19 protein-coding genes and 1 pseudogene are annotated in these 22,894 nt (G+C 76.6%); 10 read left to right on the forward strand and 10 right to left on the reverse strand.

What is annotated here, in order from left to right:
- The first annotated feature begins 70 nt into the window (after window positions 1-70).
- Entirely contained in the window at window positions 71-559 is a 489-nt protein-coding gene (locus MT994_RS13255) for a VOC family protein (RefSeq protein WP_354806615.1), read from the forward strand.
- 27 nt (window positions 560-586) lie between these two features.
- Here MT994_RS13255 and MT994_RS13260 read toward each other — a convergent pair.
- Window positions 587-1,180, reverse strand: a pseudogene (locus MT994_RS13260) (hypothetical protein); the annotation flags it as partial.
- A gap of 128 nt (window positions 1,181-1,308) precedes the next feature.
- Here MT994_RS13260 and argG point away from each other — a divergent pair.
- Together argG and MT994_RS13270 are read left to right on the forward strand one after the other, a co-directional pair.
- Window positions 1,309-2,754 carry an argininosuccinate synthase gene (argG, locus tag MT994_RS13265; protein WP_354806616.1) on the forward strand — a complete coding sequence of 482 codons (1,446 nt, stop codon included), beginning with the start codon at window positions 1,309-1,311 and terminating at the stop codon, window positions 2,752-2,754.
- 71 nt (window positions 2,755-2,825) lie between these two features.
- The gene (locus MT994_RS13270; protein WP_076404856.1) at window positions 2,826-3,482 is read left to right on the forward strand and encodes a YigZ family protein; all 657 of its coding nucleotides are present in this window, start codon (window positions 2,826-2,828) and stop codon (window positions 3,480-3,482) included.
- Window positions 3,483-3,616: 134 nt separating this feature from the next.
- On the opposite strand, the gene MT994_RS13275 is transcribed toward MT994_RS13270, so the two are convergent.
- Window positions 3,617-5,038, reverse strand: coding sequence for a UTP--glucose-1-phosphate uridylyltransferase (locus MT994_RS13275; protein WP_354806617.1), 1,422 nt, complete (start codon window positions 5,036-5,038; stop codon window positions 3,617-3,619).
- A 92-nt stretch (window positions 5,039-5,130) separates the two neighbouring features.
- Between MT994_RS13275 and MT994_RS13280 the strand changes: the two genes are divergently transcribed.
- Window positions 5,131-6,672, forward strand: coding sequence for a lipase maturation factor family protein (locus MT994_RS13280; RefSeq protein ID WP_354806619.1), 1,542 nt, complete (start codon window positions 5,131-5,133; stop codon window positions 6,670-6,672).
- 60 nt (window positions 6,673-6,732) lie between these two features.
- On the opposite strand, the gene MT994_RS13285 is transcribed toward MT994_RS13280, so the two are convergent.
- Together MT994_RS13285 and MT994_RS13290 are read right to left on the reverse strand one after the other, a co-directional pair.
- Window positions 6,733-7,353, reverse strand: coding sequence for an L-threonylcarbamoyladenylate synthase (locus tag MT994_RS13285; protein WP_354806620.1), 621 nt, complete (start codon window positions 7,351-7,353; stop codon window positions 6,733-6,735).
- 74 nt (window positions 7,354-7,427) lie between these two features.
- Entirely contained in the window at window positions 7,428-8,408 is a 981-nt protein-coding gene (locus MT994_RS13290; protein WP_354806621.1) for a pyridoxal-phosphate dependent enzyme, read from the reverse strand.
- A gap of 94 nt (window positions 8,409-8,502) precedes the next feature.
- On the opposite strand from MT994_RS13290, the gene MT994_RS13295 reads away from it, so the two are divergent.
- Window positions 8,503-9,426, forward strand: a complete 924-nt coding sequence (locus MT994_RS13295; protein WP_354806623.1) for a LysR substrate-binding domain-containing protein — start codon at window positions 8,503-8,505, stop codon at window positions 9,424-9,426.
- A gap of 6 nt (window positions 9,427-9,432) precedes the next feature.
- Here MT994_RS13295 and MT994_RS13300 read toward each other — a convergent pair whose 3' ends face one another.
- Entirely contained in the window at window positions 9,433-10,287 is an 855-nt protein-coding gene (locus MT994_RS13300; RefSeq protein WP_354806624.1) for a UbiA family prenyltransferase, read from the reverse strand.
- A gap of 108 nt (window positions 10,288-10,395) precedes the next feature.
- On the opposite strand from MT994_RS13300, the gene MT994_RS13305 reads away from it, so the two are divergent.
- The 5 genes from MT994_RS13305 to MT994_RS13325 all read left to right on the forward strand — a co-directional run bounded on the left by MT994_RS13305 (window position 10,396) and on the right by MT994_RS13325 (window position 14,280).
- Window positions 10,396-11,574, forward strand: coding sequence for a 3-oxoacyl-[acyl-carrier-protein] synthase III C-terminal domain-containing protein (locus MT994_RS13305; RefSeq protein WP_354806625.1), 1,179 nt, complete (start codon window positions 10,396-10,398; stop codon window positions 11,572-11,574).
- Window positions 11,571-12,122, forward strand: a complete 552-nt coding sequence (locus tag MT994_RS13310; RefSeq protein ID WP_074806491.1) for an isoprenylcysteine carboxyl methyltransferase family protein — start codon at window positions 11,571-11,573, stop codon at window positions 12,120-12,122. Before MT994_RS13305 ends, MT994_RS13310 begins: the two co-directional genes overlap by 4 nt.
- On the forward strand, window positions 12,119-13,249 hold the full coding sequence (locus MT994_RS13315; protein ID WP_354806626.1) for an FAD-dependent oxidoreductase: 1,131 nt from the start codon (window positions 12,119-12,121) through the stop codon (window positions 13,247-13,249). The genes MT994_RS13310 and MT994_RS13315 overlap by 4 nt, the downstream gene beginning before the upstream one ends.
- A gap of 106 nt (window positions 13,250-13,355) precedes the next feature.
- Complete coding sequence (locus MT994_RS13320; protein ID WP_061268460.1) at window positions 13,356-13,718, forward strand: ACT domain-containing protein; 363 nt, start codon at window positions 13,356-13,358, stop codon at window positions 13,716-13,718.
- A 55-nt stretch (window positions 13,719-13,773) separates the two neighbouring features.
- A complete protein-coding gene (locus MT994_RS13325) occupies window positions 13,774-14,280 on the forward strand; it encodes a hypothetical protein (protein WP_354806628.1) in 507 nt (168 codons plus the stop codon).
- Between the two features lie 69 nt (window positions 14,281-14,349).
- Here MT994_RS13325 and MT994_RS13330 read toward each other — a convergent pair whose 3' ends face one another.
- The 5 genes from MT994_RS13330 to MT994_RS13350 are packed head-to-tail and all read right to left on the reverse strand — an operon-like array spanning window position 14,350 to window position 22,870.
- Window positions 14,350-14,985, reverse strand: a complete 636-nt coding sequence (locus MT994_RS13330) for a GNAT family N-acetyltransferase (protein ID WP_354806629.1) — start codon at window positions 14,983-14,985, stop codon at window positions 14,350-14,352.
- Entirely contained in the window at window positions 14,982-17,198 is a 2,217-nt protein-coding gene (locus MT994_RS13335; protein WP_354806630.1) for a penicillin acylase family protein, read from the reverse strand. The genes MT994_RS13330 and MT994_RS13335 overlap by 4 nt, the downstream gene beginning before the upstream one ends.
- A gap of 1 nt (window position 17,199) precedes the next feature.
- Entirely contained in the window at window positions 17,200-19,749 is a 2,550-nt protein-coding gene (locus MT994_RS13340; RefSeq protein ID WP_354806631.1) for a GNAT family N-acetyltransferase, read from the reverse strand.
- Window positions 19,746-21,308, reverse strand: a complete 1,563-nt coding sequence (locus MT994_RS13345) for a SidA/IucD/PvdA family monooxygenase (RefSeq protein ID WP_354806633.1) — start codon at window positions 21,306-21,308, stop codon at window positions 19,746-19,748. The genes MT994_RS13340 and MT994_RS13345 overlap by 4 nt, the downstream gene beginning before the upstream one ends.
- On the reverse strand, window positions 21,305-22,870 hold the full coding sequence (locus MT994_RS13350) for a pyridoxal-dependent decarboxylase (RefSeq protein ID WP_354806635.1): 1,566 nt from the start codon (window positions 22,868-22,870) through the stop codon (window positions 21,305-21,307). Before MT994_RS13350 ends, MT994_RS13345 begins: the two co-directional genes overlap by 4 nt.
- Window positions 22,871-22,894 lie beyond the last annotated feature (24 nt).

Here is a 22,894-nt window from a genome sequence, read left to right on the forward strand (position 1 = left end):
CGCGTGGGGTGCTGGTGGTGTCGATGCGCTTGGCATACTATTTATTTCCAGAAGAGCGTAAGGTCGCGGCATGACCGATCCGCACGCCGCACCGCCGCCCGTCCGCCAGCTCCGGCTCGTCGTCGAGGCGGAGGACTACGACGCCGCCCTCGCGTTCTACCGCGACGTCCTGGGCCTCCCCCAGCAGATCGCCTACGCGGACGGCGAGGACGACCGGGTGGCGATCCTCGACGTCGGGCGCGCGACGCTCGAGATCGCCTCCCCCGGGCACGTGCGGGCGATCGACGACCTGGAGGTCGGGAGTCGCGTCGCGGGGCACCTCCGGGTCGCGCTCGAGGTGGACGACGCCGGGGGCGCGACCGACCGGGCCGTCGCCGCCGGGGCGTCGCTCGTCGCCCCGGCGACGCGGACGCCCTGGGGCTCGCTCAACTCACGCCTCGACGCCCCCGCCGGCCTCCACCTCACGCTGTTCCAGGAGCTCGGCGGCGAGGAGGGCGTCCCGCCCGGCGTCGTCGCCGAGACCGGGCCCGGCGACGATCCCGCTCCCCGCCGGGGCTGACGCCTCGACCCAGGCCCGCCGGACCTGCTCGAAGCGTGTCGGGAGCGGCGCCCGCACGGCCCCGTAGCGCGCGTTCGTGCGGTGCACGAACCGCCGCCACGACAGCACGAGGCCCTGCTTCGTGATGGGCAGGCCGCTGGACACCGTGACGCCGTTGTCGTGCGTGTGGTGGACCGTGAGCAGCAACGCGCGCGGCACCGAACCCTCGAGGTCCGCCGCGAGCACCTCCCGCACCGCCATCCAGCGACGCAGCACGACGACGACGCTCGCGCTCAGCACGTGCTCGCGCACCGTGCGGTGCTTGCCGTGCGTGAGCACGACCCTCCCCTCCCCCGCGCGCTCCGTCGCCGGGCCGAGGTCGATCGCGTCGACCGTGCAGCGCAGCAGGTCGCCGTAGCGCGCGCCCGTCGCGCGCGTGAGGCCGGCGATCACCGCGAGGCGCACGGTCTCCGGCTTCGCGGCCTCTACCATCGCCTCCGTCGCCAGCAGGCGCCACACCCACTCGGCCTCGTCGAGCGTGACGGTCGGGCGCGGGTAGCGGGACGCGGCGCTGGCGCTGGTGCCGGCGGTCGTGATGCCCGCCGTGTCCGGGCTGGTGGGTGGCGTCGCGTCGTCGGGCATGGGGGGACCCTACCGCTTGGCACACTTTTTGTGTCGAGAGCGACTGGCGGGCGTGTCACCGCCAAGCCCGCCGCGGCTCCCTGACCACCGAATTGAATACGTATGCAGAATGCTGCATACTCGTGCCCATGTCCAAGGTTCTCACCTCCCTGCCCGTGGGAGAGCGCGTCGGGATCGCGTTCTCCGGGGGCCTCGACACGTCCGTCGCCGTCGCGTGGATGCGCGACAAGGGCGCGGTGCCGTGCACCTACACCGCCGACATCGGCCAGTACGACGAGCCGGACATCGGCTCCGTGCCCGGTCGCGCGACCGCCTACGGCGCGGAGATCGCGCGCCTCGTGGACTGCCGCGCCGCGCTCGTCGAGGAGGGTCTCGCCGCGCTCGCGTGCGGCGCGTTCCACATCCGCTCCGGCGGCCGCGCGTACTTCAACACCACTCCCCTGGGCCGCGCGGTCACGGGCACGCTCCTCGTCCGCGCGATGCAGGAGGACGACGTCCAGATCTGGGGCGACGGGTCGACCTTCAAGGGCAACGACATCGAGCGGTTCTACCGCTACGGGCTGCTCGCCAACCCGCACCTGCGCATCTACAAGCCCTGGCTCGACGCGGACTTCGTCGCGGAGCTCGGCGGGCGCAAGGAGATGTCGGAGTGGCTGCTGGCCCACGACCTGCCGTACCGGGACAGCACCGAGAAGGCGTACTCCACGGACGCGAACATCTGGGGCGCGACGCACGAGGCGAAGACGCTCGAGCACCTCGACACGGGCATCGAGACCGTCGACCCGATCATGGGCGTGCGGTTCTGGGACCCGGCGGTCGAGATCGCGACCGAGGACGTGACGATCGGCTTCGTCCAGGGCCGTCCGGTGACGATCAACGGGGAGGAGTTCGAGTCGGCCGTCGCGCTGGTCCAGGAGGCCAACGCGATCGGCGGCCGTCACGGGCTCGGCATGTCCGACCAGATCGAGAACCGCATCATCGAGGCCAAGAGCCGCGGCATCTACGAGGCCCCCGGCATGGCGCTCCTGCACACCGCGTACGAGCGCCTGGTCAACGCGATCCACAACGAGGACACCCTCGCGCAGTACCACACGGAGGGCCGCCGCCTCGGCCGCCTCATGTACGAGGGCCGGTGGCTCGACCCGCAGGCGCTCATGATCCGCGAGTCGCTGCAGCGCTGGGTGAGCACCGCCGTCACCGGCGAGGTCACGCTGCGCCTGCGCCGCGGCGAGGACTACTCGATCCTCGACACCACCGGGCCCGCGTTCAGCTACCACCCGGACAAGCTGTCGATGGAGCGCACCGAGGACTCCGCGTTCGGCCCGATGGACCGGATCGGCCAGCTCACCATGCGCAACCTCGACATCGCCGACTCGCGGGCCAAGCTCGAGCAGTACGCCGGCATCGGGATCGTCGGCACCACGCACGCCGCGCTCATCGGCGCCGTGCAGGCCTCCACCGAGCTCATCGGCGCGATGCCCGAGGGCGGCGCCGAGGTCATCGCGTCGCGCGGCATGGCCGAGGGCGACGACGCGCTCCTCGACCGCGCCGCGATGGAGTCCGGCACGGACTGACCGCCACGACGCCCGTCGACGGCGCCCGGGTCGACGACCGACCCGGGCGCCGTCGCGGCTAGGCTCGCAGGGTGAGCGCGGGCACCGGGGAGCTGTGGGGGACGATCGCCGGACCCGTCGACCACGAGCTGGTCGTCAAGAAGTCCCGCTTCCTCGCGCACCTCTCCCCCGTCCCGTCCGTCGCCGCGGCCGACGCCGTCGTCGCGCGCGTGCGCAAGGAACACTGGGACGCGCGCCACCACTGCGTCGCGCTCGTCGTCGGCCCGCACGCCGACCAGCAGCGCTCCACCGACGACGGCGAGCCCTCCGGCACCGCGGGCATCCCCATGCTCGAGGTGCTGCGGCACCGGCACGTGACCGACGTCGTCGCCGTCGTCACGCGGTACTTCGGCGGCGTCCTGCTCGGCGCGGGCGGCCTCGTGCGCGCCTACTCGAGCGCGGTGAGCGAGGCGCTCGACCTCGCGCGACCCGTGCGCCGCGCCGTGCTCACCGCGGTGCACGTCGACGTCCCGCACGCCGACGCCGGGCGGCTCCACGGCGTCCTGCGCGACTGGTGCGACCACCACGACGGCACGCTCGAGGGCGTCGACTACGGCACGACGGCCGCGTTCACCGTCCTCGTCCCCCCGGCCGAGCTCGACCGGTTCGACGCCGACCTCGCCGCCGCGTCGTCCGGCGCCCTCGTCGCGCGCCGGGGCGACAGCCGCGTCGTCGACGTCCCCGCCTGACCGCGCCCGCACAGGAACCCCGCCGACGCGAGGTACACCCCTGGCCGCGCGAGGACGAACCCTGGTCGCGCGAGGTAGAGCCGTGGTCACGCGCCCCGGGCGCTACCGCGGCCGAGCAGGGCTCTCCCTCGGCGTCAGGCGCTGACGCCGTCCGGGCCGACGACGGCACCGTCGGGGACGCGGGCGGAGCCGCCCGGGTCGGCGAGCTCGGCCTCGCCGGTGACCGTGACGCCGGAGCCGAAGGTCCAGTCCCCGCGCACCGTGAGCGAGCGGGCCGCGCGCAGGGACGGGGTGCCGTCGTCGAACCGGGCGTCGAACGCGGCGATGGTCTTGTAGTGGGCCGGGTCGAGGTCCACGAACGGCGCCTCGGTGCGCGCGACGAACCGGTAGGCGTCGTCGAGGTCGTAGACGTCGGAGCGGAGCACGAGGAGGTCGTTCGTCGTCTTCACCGGCAGGAACCGGTCGCGGCCGACCTCGATCGCGACGGCGCCGTCGAACACCTCGACCGCGGCTCCCATGGCGGACTCGATCTGCACGACCTCGGGCGACGACGGGTCGGTCGGGTCGACGGTCTTGGTGTTCTTGATGAGCGGGAGCTCGAGCACCCCGCCGGTGCGGTCGAGCTCGGCCGACAGCGCCTCGAGGTCGAACCACAGGTTGTTGGTGTTGAAGTACCGGTGCCGGCCGATGTCGGCGGCGGCGTCCTGGTCGTCGGCCGGGGTCTGCGCCGTCTCGCGCAGGACGAGGCGCCCGTCGCTGCGGCGCACGACGAGGTGGCCGCCCTTGCGGTCCGCGGGAGTGCGGCGTGCGACCTCGGCGGCGAACGGCGCCCCGCTCGCGGCGAACCACCCGGCCATCGCGGCGTCGGGCGCGGCGCCGAGGTTGTCGGAGTTCGAGACGCTCGCGTAGCGGTACCCGGCGTCGAGCAGCGCGCGCAGCGCGCCGGACGCGTAGAGGGCGGTGTACAGGTCGCCGTGGCCGGGCGGGCACCACTCCAGCTCCGGGTCGGCGGGCCAGTCGACGGGCGTGAGGTCGCTCGCGAGGAGCTTGGGCTCGCGGTTCTGCAGGAAGTCGAGCGGGAGGTCGCCGACGGCGAGATCGTCGTGCGGGGCGAGCGCGGCGAGCGTGTCGGCCTGTGTGCGGAACGAGTTCATGAGCAGCAGCGGCAGCGGCGCCCCGGTCGCGCGCCGCGCGGCGCGCACCTGCGCGACGATGACGTCGAGGAAGGTCAGCGGCCCGCCGTCGGGGTGCTGGGGGTCGGCGTCGCGCACGGTGAGGAGCGACTTGGCGCGGTCCATGCCCATCGACGTCCCGAGGCCGCCGTTGAGCTTGATGACCGCCGTGCGGCGCAGCGCCTCGCGGGCGGCGTCCTCGGGCACCTCGAGCTCGTCGCGGTGCGTGACGTCGGTGAGCGGCTCGACGTCGGCCTCGGGGATCATGCCGGTCGCGCCGGACTCGAGGAGCCGGTAGAACCGGGCGAAGACGTCGATGGCGGCGGGCGCGACGCCCGCGTCGCGCATGCGGTCGGTGGACTGGCTCAGGCCCTGGCTGCTCATGCCCCGATGGTAGGGGCGCGACGCGGTCGTGGCCCGGCGCGGGGACGGCCGGACCACGGGTGAGACAGGGCTCACAGCCCTACCGTGGGCACATGGCGGACGTCCTGCCCGACGACGTGGCGACCTGGCTCGGGTCGTGGTTCTGGGCGCCCGGCTACGACGTCGCGCGCGAGGTGCTGCAGCGCGGCACGGCGGCGGTCCTCGTCGTCGCGTTCCTCGTCGTCGTGCGGCAGTGGCGCCCGCTGCTGGGCGAGCGTGGGCTGCTGCCCGCCGCGACGTTCGTGGCGCGCACGACGTGGCGCGACGCCCCGAGCCTGCTCCGGTGGCGGTGCTCGGACCGGTTCGTCGTCGCCCTCGCGTGGGGCGGGGCGGGGCTGGCGGCGCTCCTCGTCGTCGGGGTCCCGCAGCGCGGGCCGTGGTGGCTGACGACGCTCGCCTTCCTCGTGCTGTGGGCCGTCTACCTGTCGGTGGTGAACGTCGGGCAGCGGTTCTACGGGTTCGGCTGGGAGTCGCTCCTGTGCGAGGTGACGTTCCTCGTGGGGTGGCTGGGCTCGTCCGGCGAGGGCGCCGCTCCCCCGCTGCTCGTCCTGCTCCTCGCCCGCTGGTGCCTGTTCCGGGTCGAGCTCGGCGCGGGACTCATCAAGCTCCGCGGGGACCGCGCGTGGCGGGACCTCACGGCCCTGGAGTACCACCACGAGACGCAGCCCCTCCCCGGCCCGTTCTCGTGGCACGCGCACCACCTGCCGCGGTGGTGGCACCGCGTCGAGGTGGCGGGCAACCACGTGACGCAGCTCGTCGTGCCGTTCGCGCTCTTCGCGCCGCAGCCGGTCGCGAGCGTCGCGGGCGCGGTCGTGGTGCTCACGCAGGCGTGGCTGCTCGTGACGGGGAACTTCGCGTGGCTGAACTGGCTGACGATCGTGCTCGGGCTCGGCGTCGTGAGCGACGGCGCGTGGGCCGCCGTCGGGTCGTGGCTCGTACCCGCGCTCGGTCGCGGCGAGGAGCCGATGCCCGACGGCGGGGCCGCCCTGGGCGGCCCGGTCGCCCTCGTCGTGGCGGTGGTCGCGGTGTCGGCGCTCCTGCTCGTCCTCGGCGTGCGCCCGGCGCGCAACCTCGTCGCGCGCCGGCAGCTCATGAACGCGAGCTTCGAGCCGTTCCGGCTCGTCAACGCGTACGGCGCGTTCGGCTCGGTCTCGCGGCGCCGCGACGAGGTCGTCGTGGAGGGGACGACGGCCCGCTCCCCCGGGCCCGACGACTGGGTCGAGTACGCGTTCCGCGGCAAGCCGGGCGACGTGGGCCGCCGTCCGCCGCAGGTCGCGCCCTACCACCTGCGGCTGGACTGGCAGATGTGGTTCCTCGCGCTCGGGTCGCCCGGCACGCGGTGGTTCGAGGTGCTGCTGCTCCGGCTCCTGGAGGCCGACCGCCCGACCCTGCGCCTGCTCGCGGCGGACCCGTTCGCCGACGATCCCGACGGTCCCGCCCCGCGCTGGGTGCGGGCCCGCGTCTTCCGTTACCGGTACACGACGCGCGCCGAGCGGCGACGCACCGGCGACTGGTGGGTGCGCGAGGAGCGCGGGGCGCTCGTCGACCCGGTGGACCGCGAGCGGCTGCGGCTGCTCCTGGGCCTGCGGGCGTGAGCGGCCGGCGGGCGCGGCCGATCCCGTCCGGGGTGGCCGCGACGACGACCCGGCAGTGTCCTACTCGAAGCGGGACGGGTCGCCCGCGCCGACGCGCACGACCTCGGGGGCGCCGTCGGAGAAGTCGACGACCGTCGTCGGCGCGCTGCCCCGCTCGCCGCCGTCGACGACCGCGTCGACGACGTGGTCGAGCTCCTCCTTGATGGCCCAGCCGTCGGTGAGCGCCTCGGTCGAGCCGGGGAGGATGAGCGAGCTCGACAGGATCGGCTCCCCGAGCGCGGCGACGATGGCCTGGGCGACGGAGTCCTCGGGGATGCGGACGCCCACGGTCTTCTTCTTGGGGTGCGCGAGGCGGCGCGGGACCTCCGACGTCGCGCGCAGGATGAACGTGTACGGGCCCGGGGTGGCGGCCTTGATCGACCGGAACGCCGCGTTGTCGACCATGACGAAGTGGCCGAGCTGGGCGAAGTCGGCGCACACGAGCGTGAAGTGGTGCCGGTCGTCGAGGTGGCGGATGCGGCGGATGCGGTCGGCGCCCTCGCGGTCGTCCATGCGGCAGCCGAGCGCGTAGCCGGAGTCGGTCGGGTAGGCCACGAGGCCGCCGTCCTCGAGGAGGGCGACGACCTGCGCGATCGCGCGCGGCTGCGGGTTGTCGGGGTGCACGTCGAGGTAGCGGGCCATGGGGCGAGCCTAGGCCCGGGGCCGCGGTCCGGCCGCCGGGACCGCCGTCGTCGCGCGCTCCGGCTCCGAGGCGGCTACCGGGGCAGGTGCGCGAAGACGCGGCGCAGCTCCGCCGGGCTCGCGTTCCCGCCCGAGCAGACGACGCCGACGCGGCGCCCGGCGAACCGGTCGGGGTCGGCGAGGACGGCGGCGAGGGCGGCCGCGCCCGCGCCCTCGGCGACGGTCCGCGCCGCGGTGAGGTAGAGCGCGGCGGCGCGGTCGATCGTGTCGTCGTCGACGAGGACGAAGTCGTCGAGGTGCTCGCGCAGGACGGCCTGGGTGAGCGCGAAGCCGCTGCCGGTGGCGAGGCCCTCGGCGCGCGAGGTGTTGGGCCGGGCGACGAGGTCGCGCGCGCGCCACGAGTCGTGCGCGGCGGACGACGCGGCGGACTGCACGGCGACCACCTCGAGCCCGGGGGCGAGCGCCTGGGCGACGAGGCAGGCCGCGGCCGCGCCGCTCCCCCCGCCCACGGGGACGACGAGCACGTCGAGGTCCGGCGCGTCGGCGAGGAGCTCGAGGTACGCCGTCGCGACCCCCGCTATGAGGAGCGGCTCGTTCGCCGCGCTGACGAGCCGGGACCCGTCCTCGGCCGCGAGCGCCGTGGCGTGCTCGCGGGCGTCGTCGAAGGTGGTGCCGGTGAGGACGAGGCGGGCGCCGAGGTCGCGGACGGCGTCGGCCTTGGTGGGGTTGGGGTGGGTGGGCATGACGATGGTGCAGGGGGTGGCGGTGGTGCGGGCTGCGTGGGCGACGGCCTGGGCGTGGTTGCCGGTGGAGAAGGCGGTGACGCCGTGGGTGCGCTCGTCGGGGGTGAGGCGCAGGAGGAGGTTGAGGGCGCCGCGGACCTTGAAGGCTCCGGTGGGCTGGTGGTTCTCGTGCTTGACGACGACGTGGGTGCCGGTGGCGCGGTCGAGCGCGGGGTAGCTGCGGGTGGGGGTGGGCTGGAGGTGGGTGGCGAGGAGGCGGCGGGCGTCGAGGACGTCGCGCATCGTGGGCGGGGCGAGGTCTGCGGGGGGCATGGGTCCACGGTGCCGCGAGGCGTCTCATCGGTCCAATGCCTGTTCTGTGGCGACCGATCGACGGGATCTATGCTTCGCGCAGGAGGGTGTGGACGTGGACCTGACGCGGTTGCGAGCGCTGGCGGCGGTGGCGCGCGAGGGCTCGGTGACGGGGGCGGCGCGTGCGCTGCACTATGCGCAGCCGTCGGTGAGCCATCATCTGGCGCGCCTGGAGGCGGAGGTGGGGGTGCCGCTGACGGAGCGGCACGGCCGGGGCGTGCGGCTGACGGCGGCGGGTCGGCTGCTCGCGGCGCGGGCGGAGGAGATCCTGGGGCGCGTGGGCGCGGCGCGCGAGGAGCTGGACGCCCTGGTGTCGTTGTCGGCGGGTCGGGTGCGTCTGGCGGCGTTCCCGTCGGCGTTGGCGACGCTGGTGCCCGACGTCGTGGGTCGCCTGTCGCGCGAGCACCCGGGTCTGGGCGTGGGGCTGGTGGAGGCGGAGCCGCCGGAGGCGCTGGACGCGGTGCGGCGCGGTGCGGTGGACGTGGCGCTGGTGTTCGAGCACGACCGGTCGCCGCTGGACGTGGACGGGCTGCGCGCGGTGCCGGTGCTCGCGGAGGAGCTGTTCCTCGTGCGGGCGGGTTCCGGTCCGCACCCGGGGACGGACCCCGGGACGGACTCCGCCACGGACGAGGCCGCGGCGTCGTCAGGGGAGGTGGACCTCGCGCCGCTCGCGGACGCGGCGTGGATCGCGGGCTGCGAGCGGTGCCGGGCGGACCTGGTGGGGCGGTGCGAGCGGGCGGGGTTCACGCCGCGCGTCGCGTTCGAGACGGACGACTACGTCGCGGTGCAGGCGCTCGTGGCGTCGGGCGTGGGGGTGTCGCTGCTGCCCGCGCTGGCGCTGCGGGCGCACCGGGACCCGCGGGTGACGGTGCGGGCGCTGCCGGGGGCGGCGCGGCGCGTGCTCGCGGTCACGTACGGGGAGCGTCCGTCCCCGGGTGCGGCGGCGGTGGTCGAGGGTCTGGTGCGCGCGGCGGGCTGACGCCGGTCAGCCGGGCACGACGACGGCGGGCGCCGCGAGGACGAGCAGCACGACGCACACGCCCGCGACGGCCATGGAGAGCGCGAACGGGGCGCGGCTGCGCGGGCGCACGACCCCGACGGCGCCGGCCGCGAGGGCGAGCACGAGCGCGACTGCGCCGAGGGCCCACGTCACCGGGCCGGGGGGTGTCGGGGGTGCGACCAGGACGAGCAGGGACGCCGCGGCGAGCAGCACGGGGGCGAGCACGGAGCTCGCGCGGCGCCCGAGCCGGTGCGGCAGGCCGCGCACGCCCATGGCGGCGTCGTCCTCGAGGTCGGGCAGCGTGTTCGCGACGTGCGCGCCGACGCCGAGCAGCGCGGCGGCCGCGACGGCCCACGGGGCGGGGCGGTCCGCTCCGGGGGCGGCGAGCACGACGAACACGGCGAGCAGCCCGAAGGAGACGGCGTACGGGGCCCAGGACCACCACGTGGCCTTGAGCAGCGCGTTGTACGACCATGCGACCCCGACGGCGACGACGTGCACCGCCCCGGGCAGCGGCCCGGTGGCGAGGGACAGCACGACGCACAGGCCGAACGCCACGAGCGCCGCGGCACGCAGGGTGGCCGCCGTGACGAGGCCCGTCACCACGGGCTTGTCGGCGCGGCCGACGGCGACGTCGCGGCGCGCGTCGAGCCAGTCGTTGGACCAGCCGACGGAGAGCTGGCCGGTGAGGACGGCGAGCGCGACGAGCGTCGTGGTGCGGGCGCCGGCGCCGATGCCCGCGGAGAGCGCGAGGGCGAACGCGGTGACCATCACGGTGGGCGGGAAGTGGCTCGCGACCACGAGGCCGCGCACGAGCCCTCGCGAGCGACCGGTCACCATGGCGGCAACCTAGCCCGCCGCCGGGCCGCGCGCCCGGCGCCCGGGCCGGTCGCCGCGGCGCACCCCTCCCCCCGCGCGGGCGGACCGGGCCGGTGGGACGATGCGGGCATGTCGCGCGTCGTCGCCGTCGGGACCTCGCTTCCCGCGCATGCGTACCGCCAGGACGAGATCTCCCGGGTCACGAGCGAGCTGCTCACCGACGACCCGGTGCGCCGCGCGCTCACGCGCCGGCTGCACGCCCACGCGGGCGTCGAGACCCGTCATCTCGCGCTGCCCCTGGAGGACTACGGCGGGCTGTCGTTCGGCTCGGCCAACGACGCCTTCCTCGCGCTCGGGACCGACCTCGCGGAGCAGGCGTGCCGCGCGGCGCTCGACGACGCGGGTCTGCGCCCGGACGAGGTCGACCACGTGGTCCTCACCACCGTCACGGGCGTGGGCGCGCCGACGCTCGACGTGCTCGTCGCGGCCCGGCTCGGCCTGCGACCGGACGTGCGCCGCACGCCGTCGTTCGGGTGGGGCTGCGCCGGGGGCGCGGCGGGCCTGGCGCGGGCGGACGACCTGCTGCGAGGGCGCCCGCGGGACGTCGCGCTCGTCGTCGCCGTCGAGCTGTGCTCCCTGACCCTGCAGCGCACCGACCCGTCGACGGCGAACATCGTGGCGTCGGGCCTGTTCGGCGACGGCGCGGGGGCGGCGGTCCTCGTCGGGGACGAGCACCGCCTCGCGCGGCGCCCGGGCCCGTACGGACGGGCGGGCGCGGGCGTGCGCGCCCGGGGCGTGCGCGTCGTCGACTCGCGCTCGCACCTGCACGCGGGCACGACGGGCGACCTGGGGTGGCGCGTCGGCGACACGGGGTTCGAGATCGTGCTGTCGGCGCGTCTGCCCGAGCTCATCGGGGCGCACCTGCTGGGCGATGTCAAGGCCCTGCTCGCCGAGCACGACCTGGAGCCGGGCGACGTCGGGGCGTGGGTCGTGCACGCGGGCGGCCCCCGCGTCCTGGACGCCGTGCGCGACACCCTGGGACTCGCCGAGGAGGAGCTCGCGCTCAGCCGGGCGTCCCTGCGCGACGTGGGGAACCTGTCGTCGGCGTCGGTGCTGCACGTGCTCGGCGCGACCCTGGCCCGCACGGACGTGCCGCCCGGCACGCCGGCCGTCCTCATGGCGTTCGGGCCCGGGGTGAGCACCGAGCTCGTCCTGCTGCGGCTCGACGGCCGCGGCCCCCGCCGGGCGCACGGGCCCGGTCACGCGGGCGAGCACGCGGTCGCGCGAGCCGAGGGGGTCCAGGGATGAGCCTCGCCTGGTACGTGGTGCTCGTCGGCGCCACCGCCGTCGAGCGGCTCGCCGAGCTCGTCGTCTCGGCCCGCAACGCCCGCTGGTCGTTCGCCCGGGGCGGCGTCGAGTCGGGCCGCGGCCACTTCCCCGCGATGGTCGCCCTGCACACGGGTCTGCTGCTCGCGTGCGTGGCCGAGGCGTGGCTCGCCGACCGCCCGTTCCTGCCGTGGCTCGGCTGGCCCATGCTCGTCCTCGTGCTCGCGAGCCAGGGCCTGCGCTGGTGGTGCATCGCGACCCTCGGGCCGCGGTGGAACACGCGCGTCATCGTCGTGCCGGGCCTGCCGCTCGTCGCACGCGGCCCCTACCGGTGGCTGCGCCACCCCAACTACGTCGCCGTCGTGGTCGAGGGCGTCGCGCTGCCGCTCGTGCACTCGTGCTGGATCACGGCCGTCGCGTTCACGCTGCTCAACGCCGTGCTGCTCGCCCGCTTCCGCATCCCCGCCGAGGAGCGCGCCCTCGCCCGCGCGACCGCGGCCGGCGCCGCCGCGCACCCGGCCGTGCCGTGACCCCTCCCCGGTCGACCGACCGCCGCACGACCGACCGCGACGTCGACGTGCTGGTCGTCGGCGGCGGGCCCGTCGGGCTCGCCGCCGCCGTGCACGCCCGCCGCGCCGGGCACGACGTCCTCGTGGTCGACCGCCGCCCGGGCGTCATCGACAAGGCGTGCGGCGAGGGGCTGCTCCCCGGCGCGCTCGCCGCGGTCCTCGCCCTCGGCGTCGACCCGCCGGGCCACCCGCTCGCCGGCATCAGCTACCGCGACGCCACCCGCCACGCCGACCACCCGTTCGCCGCCGGCCCGGGCCGCGGCGTGCGGCGCACCGCGCTGCACGCCGCCCTGCGCGAGCGCGCGCTCGCCGAGGGCGTCACGATCGAGCACGCCACGCTCCGGGCGCTGCGCCAGGACGCCCGCGGGGTCGACGTCGTGCTCGGCGCGGCGCGGGTACCCGCCGGGGAGGCACCCGGGCCGGACGGCGGCGCGGACGAGGTGGTGCGGGCCGCCCGCGTGCTCGGCTGCGACGGGCTGCACTCCACCGTGCGCCGCCTGACCGGCCTCGACGCCCCGCCGCACGGGCGCGCCCGGTTCGGCCTGCGCACCCACTACCGGCTCGCCCCGTGGAGCGATTTCGTCGAGGTGCACTGGGCACCGGACGCCGAGGCGTACGTGACCCCGGTCGCGCCCGACGTCGTCGGCGTCGCCGTCCTCGCCCACCGCGACGGCGCCCGCGGCGCGCCCCCGGGCGCGCACCACGGTCTCGACGCGTTCGGCGAGCTCGCGGACCGCGTGCGCGACGCCCCCGTGCTCGGGCGCGTCCGCGGCGCGGGGCCGCTGCGTCAGCGCGCCCGACGCCGCACCGCCGGGCACGTGCGCCTCGTGGGCGACGCCTCCGGGTACGTCGACGCGCTCACCGGCGAGGGCGTGCGCGTCGGGCTCGCCCAGGCCGAGGCCGCCGTGCGCCACCTCGACGACCCGGCCGCGTACGAGCGCGCCTGGTCCCGCGCCACGCGCGACTACCGCGTCCTCACCTCCGGCCTGCTCGCCTGGGCGGGCAGCCCCGCCCGCCGCGCGATCGTGCCCGCCGCGAGCGCCGCGCCGTGGCTGTACGGGGCGGTCGTGGAGCGCCTGGCCCGCTGACGGGCGGCTCCGTGCCGGTCGCGGTACCCGCCCGCCGCCCTCGTCCGGCGAGCAGCCCGTCGTCTCGCCACGCCCCGGTGTGGGCGCCCACCGCTACCGTGCGGCCATGACCTCGCTCGACCTGCACGTCGTCCCCGACCGCTTCCTGCTCGGCCACGTCCCGGGCGCCACGTTCCCCGAGGACGACGAGTGGGTCGCGCTCGTGCGCGCCCCCGAAGGGCTCACGGTCGTACGGCACGCCTCGCCGTTCGACGACGCCGAGCGGTGGGCGGGCTTCTACGGCTCGGCGCACGGGCTGGAGACGACGGGCGTGCTCGCGTCCGTCGTCGGGCCGCTGGGCGAGGCGGGTGTACCGGTGTTCGTCGCGTCCACGTTCCACGCGGACCTCGTGCTGGTCCCGGAGGTGCGGCTCGAGCAGGCCACCCGGGTGCTGCGCGACGCCGGTCACGCGGTCGCCGCTCCTCGGTGACCCCCGGGTCGCCGTCCGTCGTCGTACGCGGTCCCCGCACCGGTAGCATGCGCGGATGCGAGCGCGAGGGTGGGTGGCGGCAGCGGCCGTGGTGCTGAGCACGGCGGTCCTGGTCGGGTGCGGGTCCGGCGGTGCCGGCCCGGCGGACGGGACCGAGGAACCGGAGGCGGCGAGCAGCGCTGCGCCGTCGCCCGCCACGGATGCCCCGGCGCAGGACGGCGCCCCGGACGACGCCGCGACCTGCGTCGCCTTCAGCGATGTCATGACGATCGTGGAGAACGCCGACCTCGGCCTCGCCGACGGCCGCATGGCGGAGCAGGAGCGGGACGGCTGGTACGAGCTCGCCACCCGCGTGCTCGGCCGCCTGCCGTCCGGTGGGGACAGCGCCGTGCAGACGGCGGTCGGCGACCTCCAGGCGGCCGCGCCGGCCGTCGCGGTCGGGACGTTCGCCGAGTCGACCGGCGTGGGCTCCCCGGAGTGGTCGCAGGCCCAGGCAGACCTCGGCGACGCGTGCGAGGCGCTCGGGACTCCGCTGACGATCGCCCCCTTCACCGGCGGCTAGCCCGACGCCCGGCCGCCGCGCCACCGCGCTCGGCGGCCCGCGCGCCACCGCGCTCGGCGGGGCAGCCGGTCACCCCGGCACCGCTGCCCTCTCTGCCCGGTCGAGCAGGTCGCGCGCGCGGTCGCGCGGCAGGAACGCGAGGAGCGCGTCCTTCTCCCCCACGCGCACCCGCTCCGCCACCTCGAAGCCGAGGGCCCGCATCCGGGCGTGCGCCCGCTCGTTCGCCGCGTCCGGCTCGACGACGATCCGGTCCACCCGCGGGTCGGCGAGGCAGAACGCGACGACCAGCGGCCCGACGGCGGCCCACAGGTCCGTCCCGCGCGGACCGCGCCCGCCGAGCAGGAAGTGCAGCCCGACGTCGCCCGGCGCCACCGCGTACGCCTCGCCCACGGGGTCGTGCTCCGGCTCGTAGGTCTGCAGGAGCGCGACCGGGGCGTCGTCCCACCGCACGAGGAACGCGTGGTGCGTCGGCAACGAGCCGACGTAGGCGTACAGGTCGCGCAGCTCCGTCCGGGACAGGTCCCCGAGTCCCCAGAACCGCGCCCACGGCCGGGTCACCCAGGCGTGCAGGACGTCGAGGTCCGCGTCCGGGTCGAGGACGCGCAGGGTCAGGCGGCCTCCGCCCGGCGTATGGTGCGCGAGGAGCAGCTCCCCGGGAGCGCCGGTGCGCAGGCGGCCGGGGGCGGGCAGGTCGGTCGTGGTCATCGGGTCTCCTCGTGGCGCAGCAGGGCCCAGTCGGTCACGACGGGCACGGTCTCGGCGTCGGCCCAGGCCGCGAGCCGGTCGGCGAAGTGGGGCGAGCGCGGGTCGCCGCTCGCGCCGAACGGCACGCCCCAGCGGCTCGCGTCCCGGTCGGCGAGGTCCCACACCCAGCGCGCGACCGACCCGCGCACGCACACGTCGCTGACCCCCGGCACGCTCGCGGTGCAGCGCACGGTGTCCGTGTCGCCCCCGAGCGGCACGCCCGGCACGCGCGGGACCGGCGCGCCCGGCACGTCGAGGAGCACGTGCAGCCCGAGCACGCGGTGGGTGTCGCCCCACACCGGCGCCGGGCCCGGCTCGTCGTCCCGCGCCCGCACGACGTCGGCGAGCGCGGCCCACGCGAGCGCGGCGCCGTCGATCCCGAGCCACGCGGCCCCGAGCAGCGCGGGCAGCGCGTCGGCGACGCGCGCGGTGACCGACAGCCACGGCGCGAAGACCGGGTCGAGGCCGTGGGGCGCGTACAGCGGCGCGAGCGCGGGGTGCGCCGCGACCCGGCCGACGAGCGCGCCCCGCCAGGCCGCGAAGAGCGCCGCGTCGGCGCTGTCCGCGTCCATGCGGCGGTCCCACGCGCGCAGCCGTGCCGCCGCGCGGACCGTCGCGGGGTCGGGACGCGCGGTCGTGCTGCCGTCGGCCCCGGCCGCGCCCGGGGCGCGACCGTCGCGGTCGAGCCACCCGAGCAGGTCGTCCGCGCCGCCGAGCAGCGTGTCCGCGTGGACGCGCGACTGGTCCGCCGCGGTCGCGTCGTCGCCCGCGGCCGCGAGGAGCGCCCGGATCCGGCGAGCGCGGTGCGGCGGGGCGTACGTGCGGCCCAGGTCGAGGTCGGGCCGCGCGGGCCGCTCGTTCGCGTCGACCGCGACGTCGTCGACGACCACGGGCGGGGGCGGCACGACCCACGGGCGGGCGCGCCCGGCGTCAGCCCACCCCGGCAGGGGCAGCGCGCGCTCGGCCGGGTCACGGCGGGGCACGCGCCCCGCCGTCACCGACAGCACGGTCGCGCGGTCCGCGGCCAGCACGCGGTCCACCGGGTCGACCCACGTCGCGAACGCGTCCGTGACGTCGCGCGCCGACCCAGCCCGCAGGAGCCGTCGCCACGCGGCCACCCCGAGGTCGGCGTCCACGCGAGCGGGCAGACGCACCGCGAACGTCCGGCCCGGGTCGTCGGGGCCGCCCGTGACGACCACCCCACGCGCCGTCTCGATCGTCTCCACGCGGTGCTCGACCGGGCCGCCGGCCGCGCGCACGCGGACCGTGGCGTGGACGACGTCCGCCGGCTCCGGACCGTCCGGCCCTTCCGCGACGACACCGCCGTCCGCGGTGCGGTGCAGCCGCTCCGCGACGACGTCCACGTGGTGCGCCATCGCGTTCGTCACGCCCCACGCCGCCCCGCCTGCGTGCCCGAAGTGCGGGGCCCCCGGGACACCGGGGAAGGCGAGGCCGACGACGTCGTACGCGTCGCACGCCAGGCGCACCTGCTGGTAGACGCCCGGCAGCTCCAGGAGACGGTGCGGGTCGCCCGCGAGCAGCGGCGCCCCGCCGCGCGTGCGGGCGCCCGCGAGCGCCCACGCGTTCGACCCCGAGCCGGGGCCGCCGTCGACGGCGAGCAGGTCGAGCACCGCGGTGGGGGGAACGTCGGGCCGGGACCGCGCGACGGCGGCCCCGAGCGTGCGCGCGACGTGGTCGCACCACAGCACGTGCGGGAAGCCGGAGAACAGGACGTGGGCGACGAGGAACACGCCGAGCGGTGCCCACGCGGGCCACCGCTCGTGCGGCGGCAGGTCGCCCCCGCCGTGCCAGGCCGGGTCGGCGAGGGCGTGCATCTCGGGCACGTCGCGCCCGCGCTCGAGACCGTCGTTCACGCCCGCGGTGTACGCGTCGACCCAGGCGCGGTCGTCGTCCGCGAGCGCCGCGTAGGCGCGGCGCGCGGTGTCGGCGAGGCGGACGCGGTGGGCGAACCGGTCCCACGCGAGGCCCGGCTCGCCCAGGCGCTCGGCGAGCCGCCCCTCGGCGCGCCACCGGTCGACCTCGATCTGCCAGCCGCGGTCGAGCGCGGTGACGTAGCCCTGGCCGCGCGCGAGCGCGAGCTCGTCGGCGGCGCGCACGTGCGGGACGCCCCACGCGTCGCGGTGCACGGAGAACCCGCCGGGGCTCGCCGTCACGTCAGCCCTCCCGCGCGACGGGGTTGGCGAGGGTGCCCGCGTACAGCAGGGACGCGGACTGGTCGGCGAGGTCGACCATCTGGAGCGTGTTGCGCAGCTGGAGGCGGTTGAGGCACGAGTGCGCGAACCGCGGGGCGCGCAGGTCGACGCCGCCGCGCAGGTCGGGGTGGTCCGCGCGGTGGGCGTCGAGGCACTCCGCGACGAGGCGCCAGAACCGGTCCTCGGGCAGCACGCCGTCGCCGTGGAGGATCGCGGCGAGGTGGCGCAGGACGCCGTCGAACACGTCGGTGAAGATCGCGAGCGCCTTCTCCTCGTCGTCGACGACGGCGCGCACGCGCTCGACGCCGGGCGGGAGCGGCGCGTCACCGAGGACGGCGATCTCCTCGCCGACGTCCTTCATGACCGCACGGACCACGACGTGGTCGCGGAGCACGAGGATGAGGTTCTCGCCGTGCGGCATGAACGCGAGGTCGTGCGCGAGGAGCGCGTGGGCGAGCGGGCGCAGGTAGGCGTCGAGGTAGGCGCGTACCCAGTCGGCGGGGTCGAGCCCGGAGGCGCGCACGAGCGCGGTCGCGTGCGCGGCGCCGTCGGGGTCGCGGTGCAGGAGCGCGGCCATGGTGGCGAGGCGCTCCCCGGGCGCGGTGCGCGGCACGGGGCTCTCGCGCCACAGGGCGGCGAGCATCTTGCGGTGCGGGGACGGCGTGGCGGTGCGGTGGTAGACGTCGCCGGTGTACCCGATCGAGGCGAGCTCGCGCAGCACGGTGAACCCGCGGCCGCCGAGCTCCGGGTCGGCGGCGACGAGGTCCGCGACCCAGTCGTTGATCGCGGGGGTGTCGCGCATGTACGCGGGCGACAGCCCGCGCAGGAACCCCATGTTCTGGATCGCGAGCGCCACCTTGACGTAGTGGCGGCCGGGCCGCGTGAGGTTGAACAGGGTGCGGATCGACTGCTGCGGCTGGTACTCGTCGGCGCCCGGCCCGAGCGGGACGAGGTCGCCGCGCGCGACGTCGGCCGCGAACGTGATGGGCACGCGGTGCTCCCACTGCCACGGGTGCACGGGCAGGTAGAGGTAGTCGGCCGGGTCGAGGCCGCGCGCGGCGAGCCGCTCGGCGAACGCGGCGCGCTCGTCGGGCGTGAGCTCGGCCCCGTAGTGCGTCTCCTCGTCGAGCCCGGCGCCGAGCGCGAGGTGGGTGTGCTCGCGCCGCGCGGCGAGCCACAGCAGCCGCACGCGGCCCCCGTTCTCGGGCGCGTATGCGCGGTACTCCGCGAGGCCGAACCCGATGCGCCCGTTGTTCGCGACGAACCCCGGGTGCCCCTCCGTCATGGCCGCCTCGACCTCCTGGAACGACGCGCCGAGGAGGTCGGTGGCGCTCGGCCCGCCGGTGCGCTCGTACCGCTCGAGCTTCGCCGTCGCGCTCGCGAGCGTGGACGACACCTCCTCGAGGTAGGTGGCGAGCAGGTCGTCGGGGATGCGCAGGTCGGGCTGGAGCTCGACGACGAGGTCGAGCGCGTCGACCGGCAGCTCACGCCGCGCGTCCGTGCCGTCCGCACCCGCGGGGTCGCCCGCGTCGCCCGCCCGGCCCGCCGTGCCGTGCCCGGCCGTCGCGGTGCGCCGGATCGACGCCTCGTCGAGCACCCAGTGCTCGAGCGCGTACCGCCGCGCGACGAACCGGTACTCCACCGAGCCGTCCGCGACGGGCAGCACGTACTCGCCCGGCCCGTCCGCCTCGACCGGCCAGACCTCCGCGCGCGGCGCGAGCAGCCGCTCGTGGGTGAGCTCGGCGATCGTCTTCGCGACGAGGTGGCGGTGCGCGCGCTCGGCGAGGTCGGGGCGCAGGTGCGGGGCGTGGTCGACGCCGTCGCCCAGCGGGCTCGCGTCGAGGTCGGCGCGCGTCGCGACGGCGAGGTGCGCCGTCTTGCCGGGGAGCTCCACCTCGCGCAGCACGCGGAACCCGGCCGCGGCGTTCTTCGCCGCGATCGCGGCGTTGCGCACGTCCGGCTCGACGACGACGCGGCGGGCGCCCCGGCCCGCGGGGTCGAGGCAGAACCGCACGACGGCGCCCATCACCGCCGAGGTGAACCCGCCGCGTGCGGGCCCGGCCGGGGGCGCGACGAGCAGGTGCATCCCGACGTCGCCCGGCTCCAGGAGCGCGACGGCCGCGGGGACGTCGGCGAGCGTGACGCGCGCCGGGTCGTACGTCTCCACGAGGAACGCCGGCACGCCGTCGACCCGACCGAGCCACGCGTCCTGGTGCGGGTCGGCGCGAATCCCCGCGAGGTAGTCCCGCACGCCGTCGACGTCGAGGTGGCCCAGCTGCCAGAACGCCGAGCGGGGGTGCGCGAGCCAGCCCTGCACGAGCGCGGCGTCGCGCACCGGGTCGGCGGGCTCGAACGAGACGTCCGCGCGGCCGTCGCCGAGCCGGACCCGCACCGCGAAGGCGGCGCCCGGGCTCGCGCTCGACGCCCCGTCGTCCGACGCCGCAGCACCTGACGCCGTCGGGCCCGGCGACGGCACGGCCGACGCCGCCGTCGCCGTGGTGGTGGCGCTCATCGAGCCTCACCTCCCGTGCGCTCGCCCGCCGCGACGCGCGCCGCGGCGTCCGACGTGGCGGGGGTCGTCGCGGGAGTGGTGGCCGGGGACGGGGAACCCGAAGTAGCCTCGTCGTCGGGCAGGCCGAACGTCTGGAACGCGATGCGCTCCTCCACCGGGTACACCTCGCGGCCCGTGACGGTGCGCAGCACGACGGCGTTGCGCCACGCGGCGAACCCGAGGTCCGGCGCGGTGATGCCGTGCGTGTGCTCCTCGCCGTTGAGCACGTGGACGCGGCGCGCGTCGTCGACCGTGTAGTCGCGCGCGACGTCGAACCGCCCGAGCTCGTCGAACCGGAGCAGGTCGCGCACCGGGTCGAGGAACGCCGGGACCGAGGCGGCGTAGCCCGTCGCGACGACGAGCGCGCGCGTGCGGCGCTCGACCTCCCGCCCGAGCTGCGCGTGCCGCAGGCGCAGCACGTACTCCCCGGCCGACCCCGCCGCGTCTGGCTCCCCGGCGACGCCCGCGTCGTCGCGCCCGCGGACGGGCGGCTCGTACCGCGCGCTGACGACCTCGGTGTCGGTGAGCAGCGTCGTCGGCACCGGGCGGTCCAGGCTCAGGCGGTACAGCGCGTCGTAGATCTCGTCCACGAGGTCGCCGCTGATCCCCTTGTACAGGCCCCGCTGCTCGCGGCCGAGGAGCTGGCGCAGCTCGAGCGGCAGCGCGTGGAAGTGGTCGGTGTACTCCGGCGACGTCATCTCGAGCGTGAGCTTCGTGTACTCCATGGGGAAGAAGCGCGGCGAGCGCGTCACCCAGTCGAGCCGGTAGCCGGGGCGCCGCGCGTCGCCGTGCACGCCGTCGAGCAGGTCGCGGTAGACCTCGGCGGCCGACTGGCCGCTGCCCACGACCGTGACCGAGCCCGCGTCCGCGAGCGCGTCGCGGTGCGGCAGGTACTGCGCGCTGTGCACGAGCGGCCCGGCACCCGGGTGCTCGCCGCGCGCGACCTCGTCCGCGAGCGCCCGCAGCGCGGGCGGCAGCACCGGCGACGTGCCGACGCCGAGCACGAGGTGACGACCCCGGTGCTCCTCGGTGCCCGTCACGCTCCCGTCGGGCGCGAGCGTCTCGGCGCGCACGACGAACGCGTCGGCGGCCGGGTCGTGCTCGACGGCGACGACGCGCCGCGACCAGCGCAGCGAGCCCAGGCGGGCCGCGACCCAGCGGCAGTACGCGTCGTACTCGGCGCGCAGCGGGTAGAACGACTCCCGGATGTAGAACGGGTAGAGCCGACCCGTGGCCTTGAGGAACGCGAGGAACGAGTACGGCGACGTCGGGTCCGCCATCGTGACGAGGTCGGCGAGGAACGGGACCTGGATCGTCGCGCCCTCGATCATCATGCCGGGGTGCCAGCGGAACTCGGGGGCGGCGTCGAGGAACACGGCGTCGACGTCGTCGAGGGGCGCGGACAGCGCCGCGAGGCCGAGGTTGAACGGCCCGATCCCCACGCCGACGACGTCGCGCACGCGCGCCGGGTCGTGGGGCGCCGGGCCGGGGCCGCTCGTCGTGGGGGCAGTCGTGGTCATCGGGCCACCGCCCCGGCGGTCGCGAGGGACGCCACGAGGTCCGCGGCGTGGGCCGCGACGTCGTCGTCGTGCAGCAGCTCGTCGCGCTCGACGAGCGCCTGGGCCGTCGTGCGGACGAGGTCGAGCACGTGGCGCACGTCCGCGAGCGTCACGGTCGGGTTGAGCAGCGTGAGCTTGAGGCACGGGACGCCGTCGAGCACGGTCTTGGCGACCATCGCGCGACCGGACTCGAACAGCACGCGCCGCACGAGCGGCACGAGGCGGTCCGCGTGCGCCGCGGACAGCCCCGGCGGCTCGTAGCGGAACAGGACCGTGGACAGGTCCGTGCGGCCGAGCACGCGCAGCTCGGGGTCGTCCGCGAGGTCGGCGTGCACCTGCGCGGCGAGGTCGCACACGGCGTCGACCATCGCGCCGACCCCGCCCGGGCCGAGCGCGCGCAGCGTCGTCCAGAGCTTGAGCGCGTCGAAGCGGCGCGTCGTCTGGAGCGACACGTCGACCTGGTTCGGCTCGGCGTTCTCGCGCGGGTTGAGGTAGTCCGCGTGGTGCGCGACGCGCTCCAGGTCGGCGCGCTCGCGCACGAGCAGCGCGCTCGCCGACACGGGCTGGAAGAACGCCTTGTGGTAGTCGACGGTCACCGACCGCGAGCGCTCGATGCCGTCGAGCAGGTGCCGGCGCGTCGGGGACACGAGGAGGCCGCACCCGTAGGCGGCGTCGACGTGCAGCCACACGTCGGCCGCGTCGCACACGTCCGCGACCGCGGCGAGCGGGTCCACGCAGCCGCGGTCGGTCGTGCCGGCGGTCGCGACGACCGCCATGACGACCTCGCCCGCGGCGTGCACCGCGGCGACGGCGGCCGCGAGCGCCGCGGGCACGACGCGCCCGTCGGCGTCGGCCTCGACCCGCACGACCGCGTCGTCGGCGAGGCCGAGCAGCAGGGCCGAGCGCGCGACGCTGAAGTGGCTGGACCCCGCGGCCAGGACGCGCAGGCGCGGCAGGACGGCCGAGCGTCCGAGCCCGTCGCGGGCCGCGCGCTCGACGGCGCGCTCCCGGGCGAGGAAGAGTGCGTGGAGGTTGGACTGGGTGCCGCCCGACGTGAGGACGCCGTCGCCGGCGGCGTAGCCGACGCGGCCCGTGGTCCAGGCGACGAGGCGGCGCTCCATGAGGGTCGCGACGGTCGACTGGTCGTAGGTGTCGACGGACGTGTTGATCGCGGCGAGCAGCGCCTCGGCGCCGACGGCGGGCAGCGCGACCGGGCAGTTGAGGTGCGCGGCGTAGGCGGGGTGGTGGAACCACACGGCGTGGGTCGCGTAGAGGTCGGCGGCCTCGCGCAGCGCGGCGTCGGTCCCGACGCCGGGGCCGTCGAGGTCGGCGGCGTCGACGAGCGCGGCGAGGTGGGTGCGGCTCGCGCCGGACCAGGGCTGGTCGACGGCGGCCACGCGCGCGGCGACGTCGTCCACCACGGCGTGCAGGGTGCTCGCGTAGGCGCCCGCGGTCGCGCCGGTGAGCAGCGCCGGGGCGGTCGGGGTACCGTGCGCGGGCGCGCCGGATCGTGCTGAGAGCATGCGAGGCTCCAGGACGGGGAGAGG

It is taken from the genome of Cellulosimicrobium sp. MI9406 (assembly GCF_040595865.1).
Taxonomy (GTDB): Bacteria; Actinomycetota; Actinomycetes; order Actinomycetales; family Cellulomonadaceae; genus Cellulosimicrobium; species Cellulosimicrobium funkei.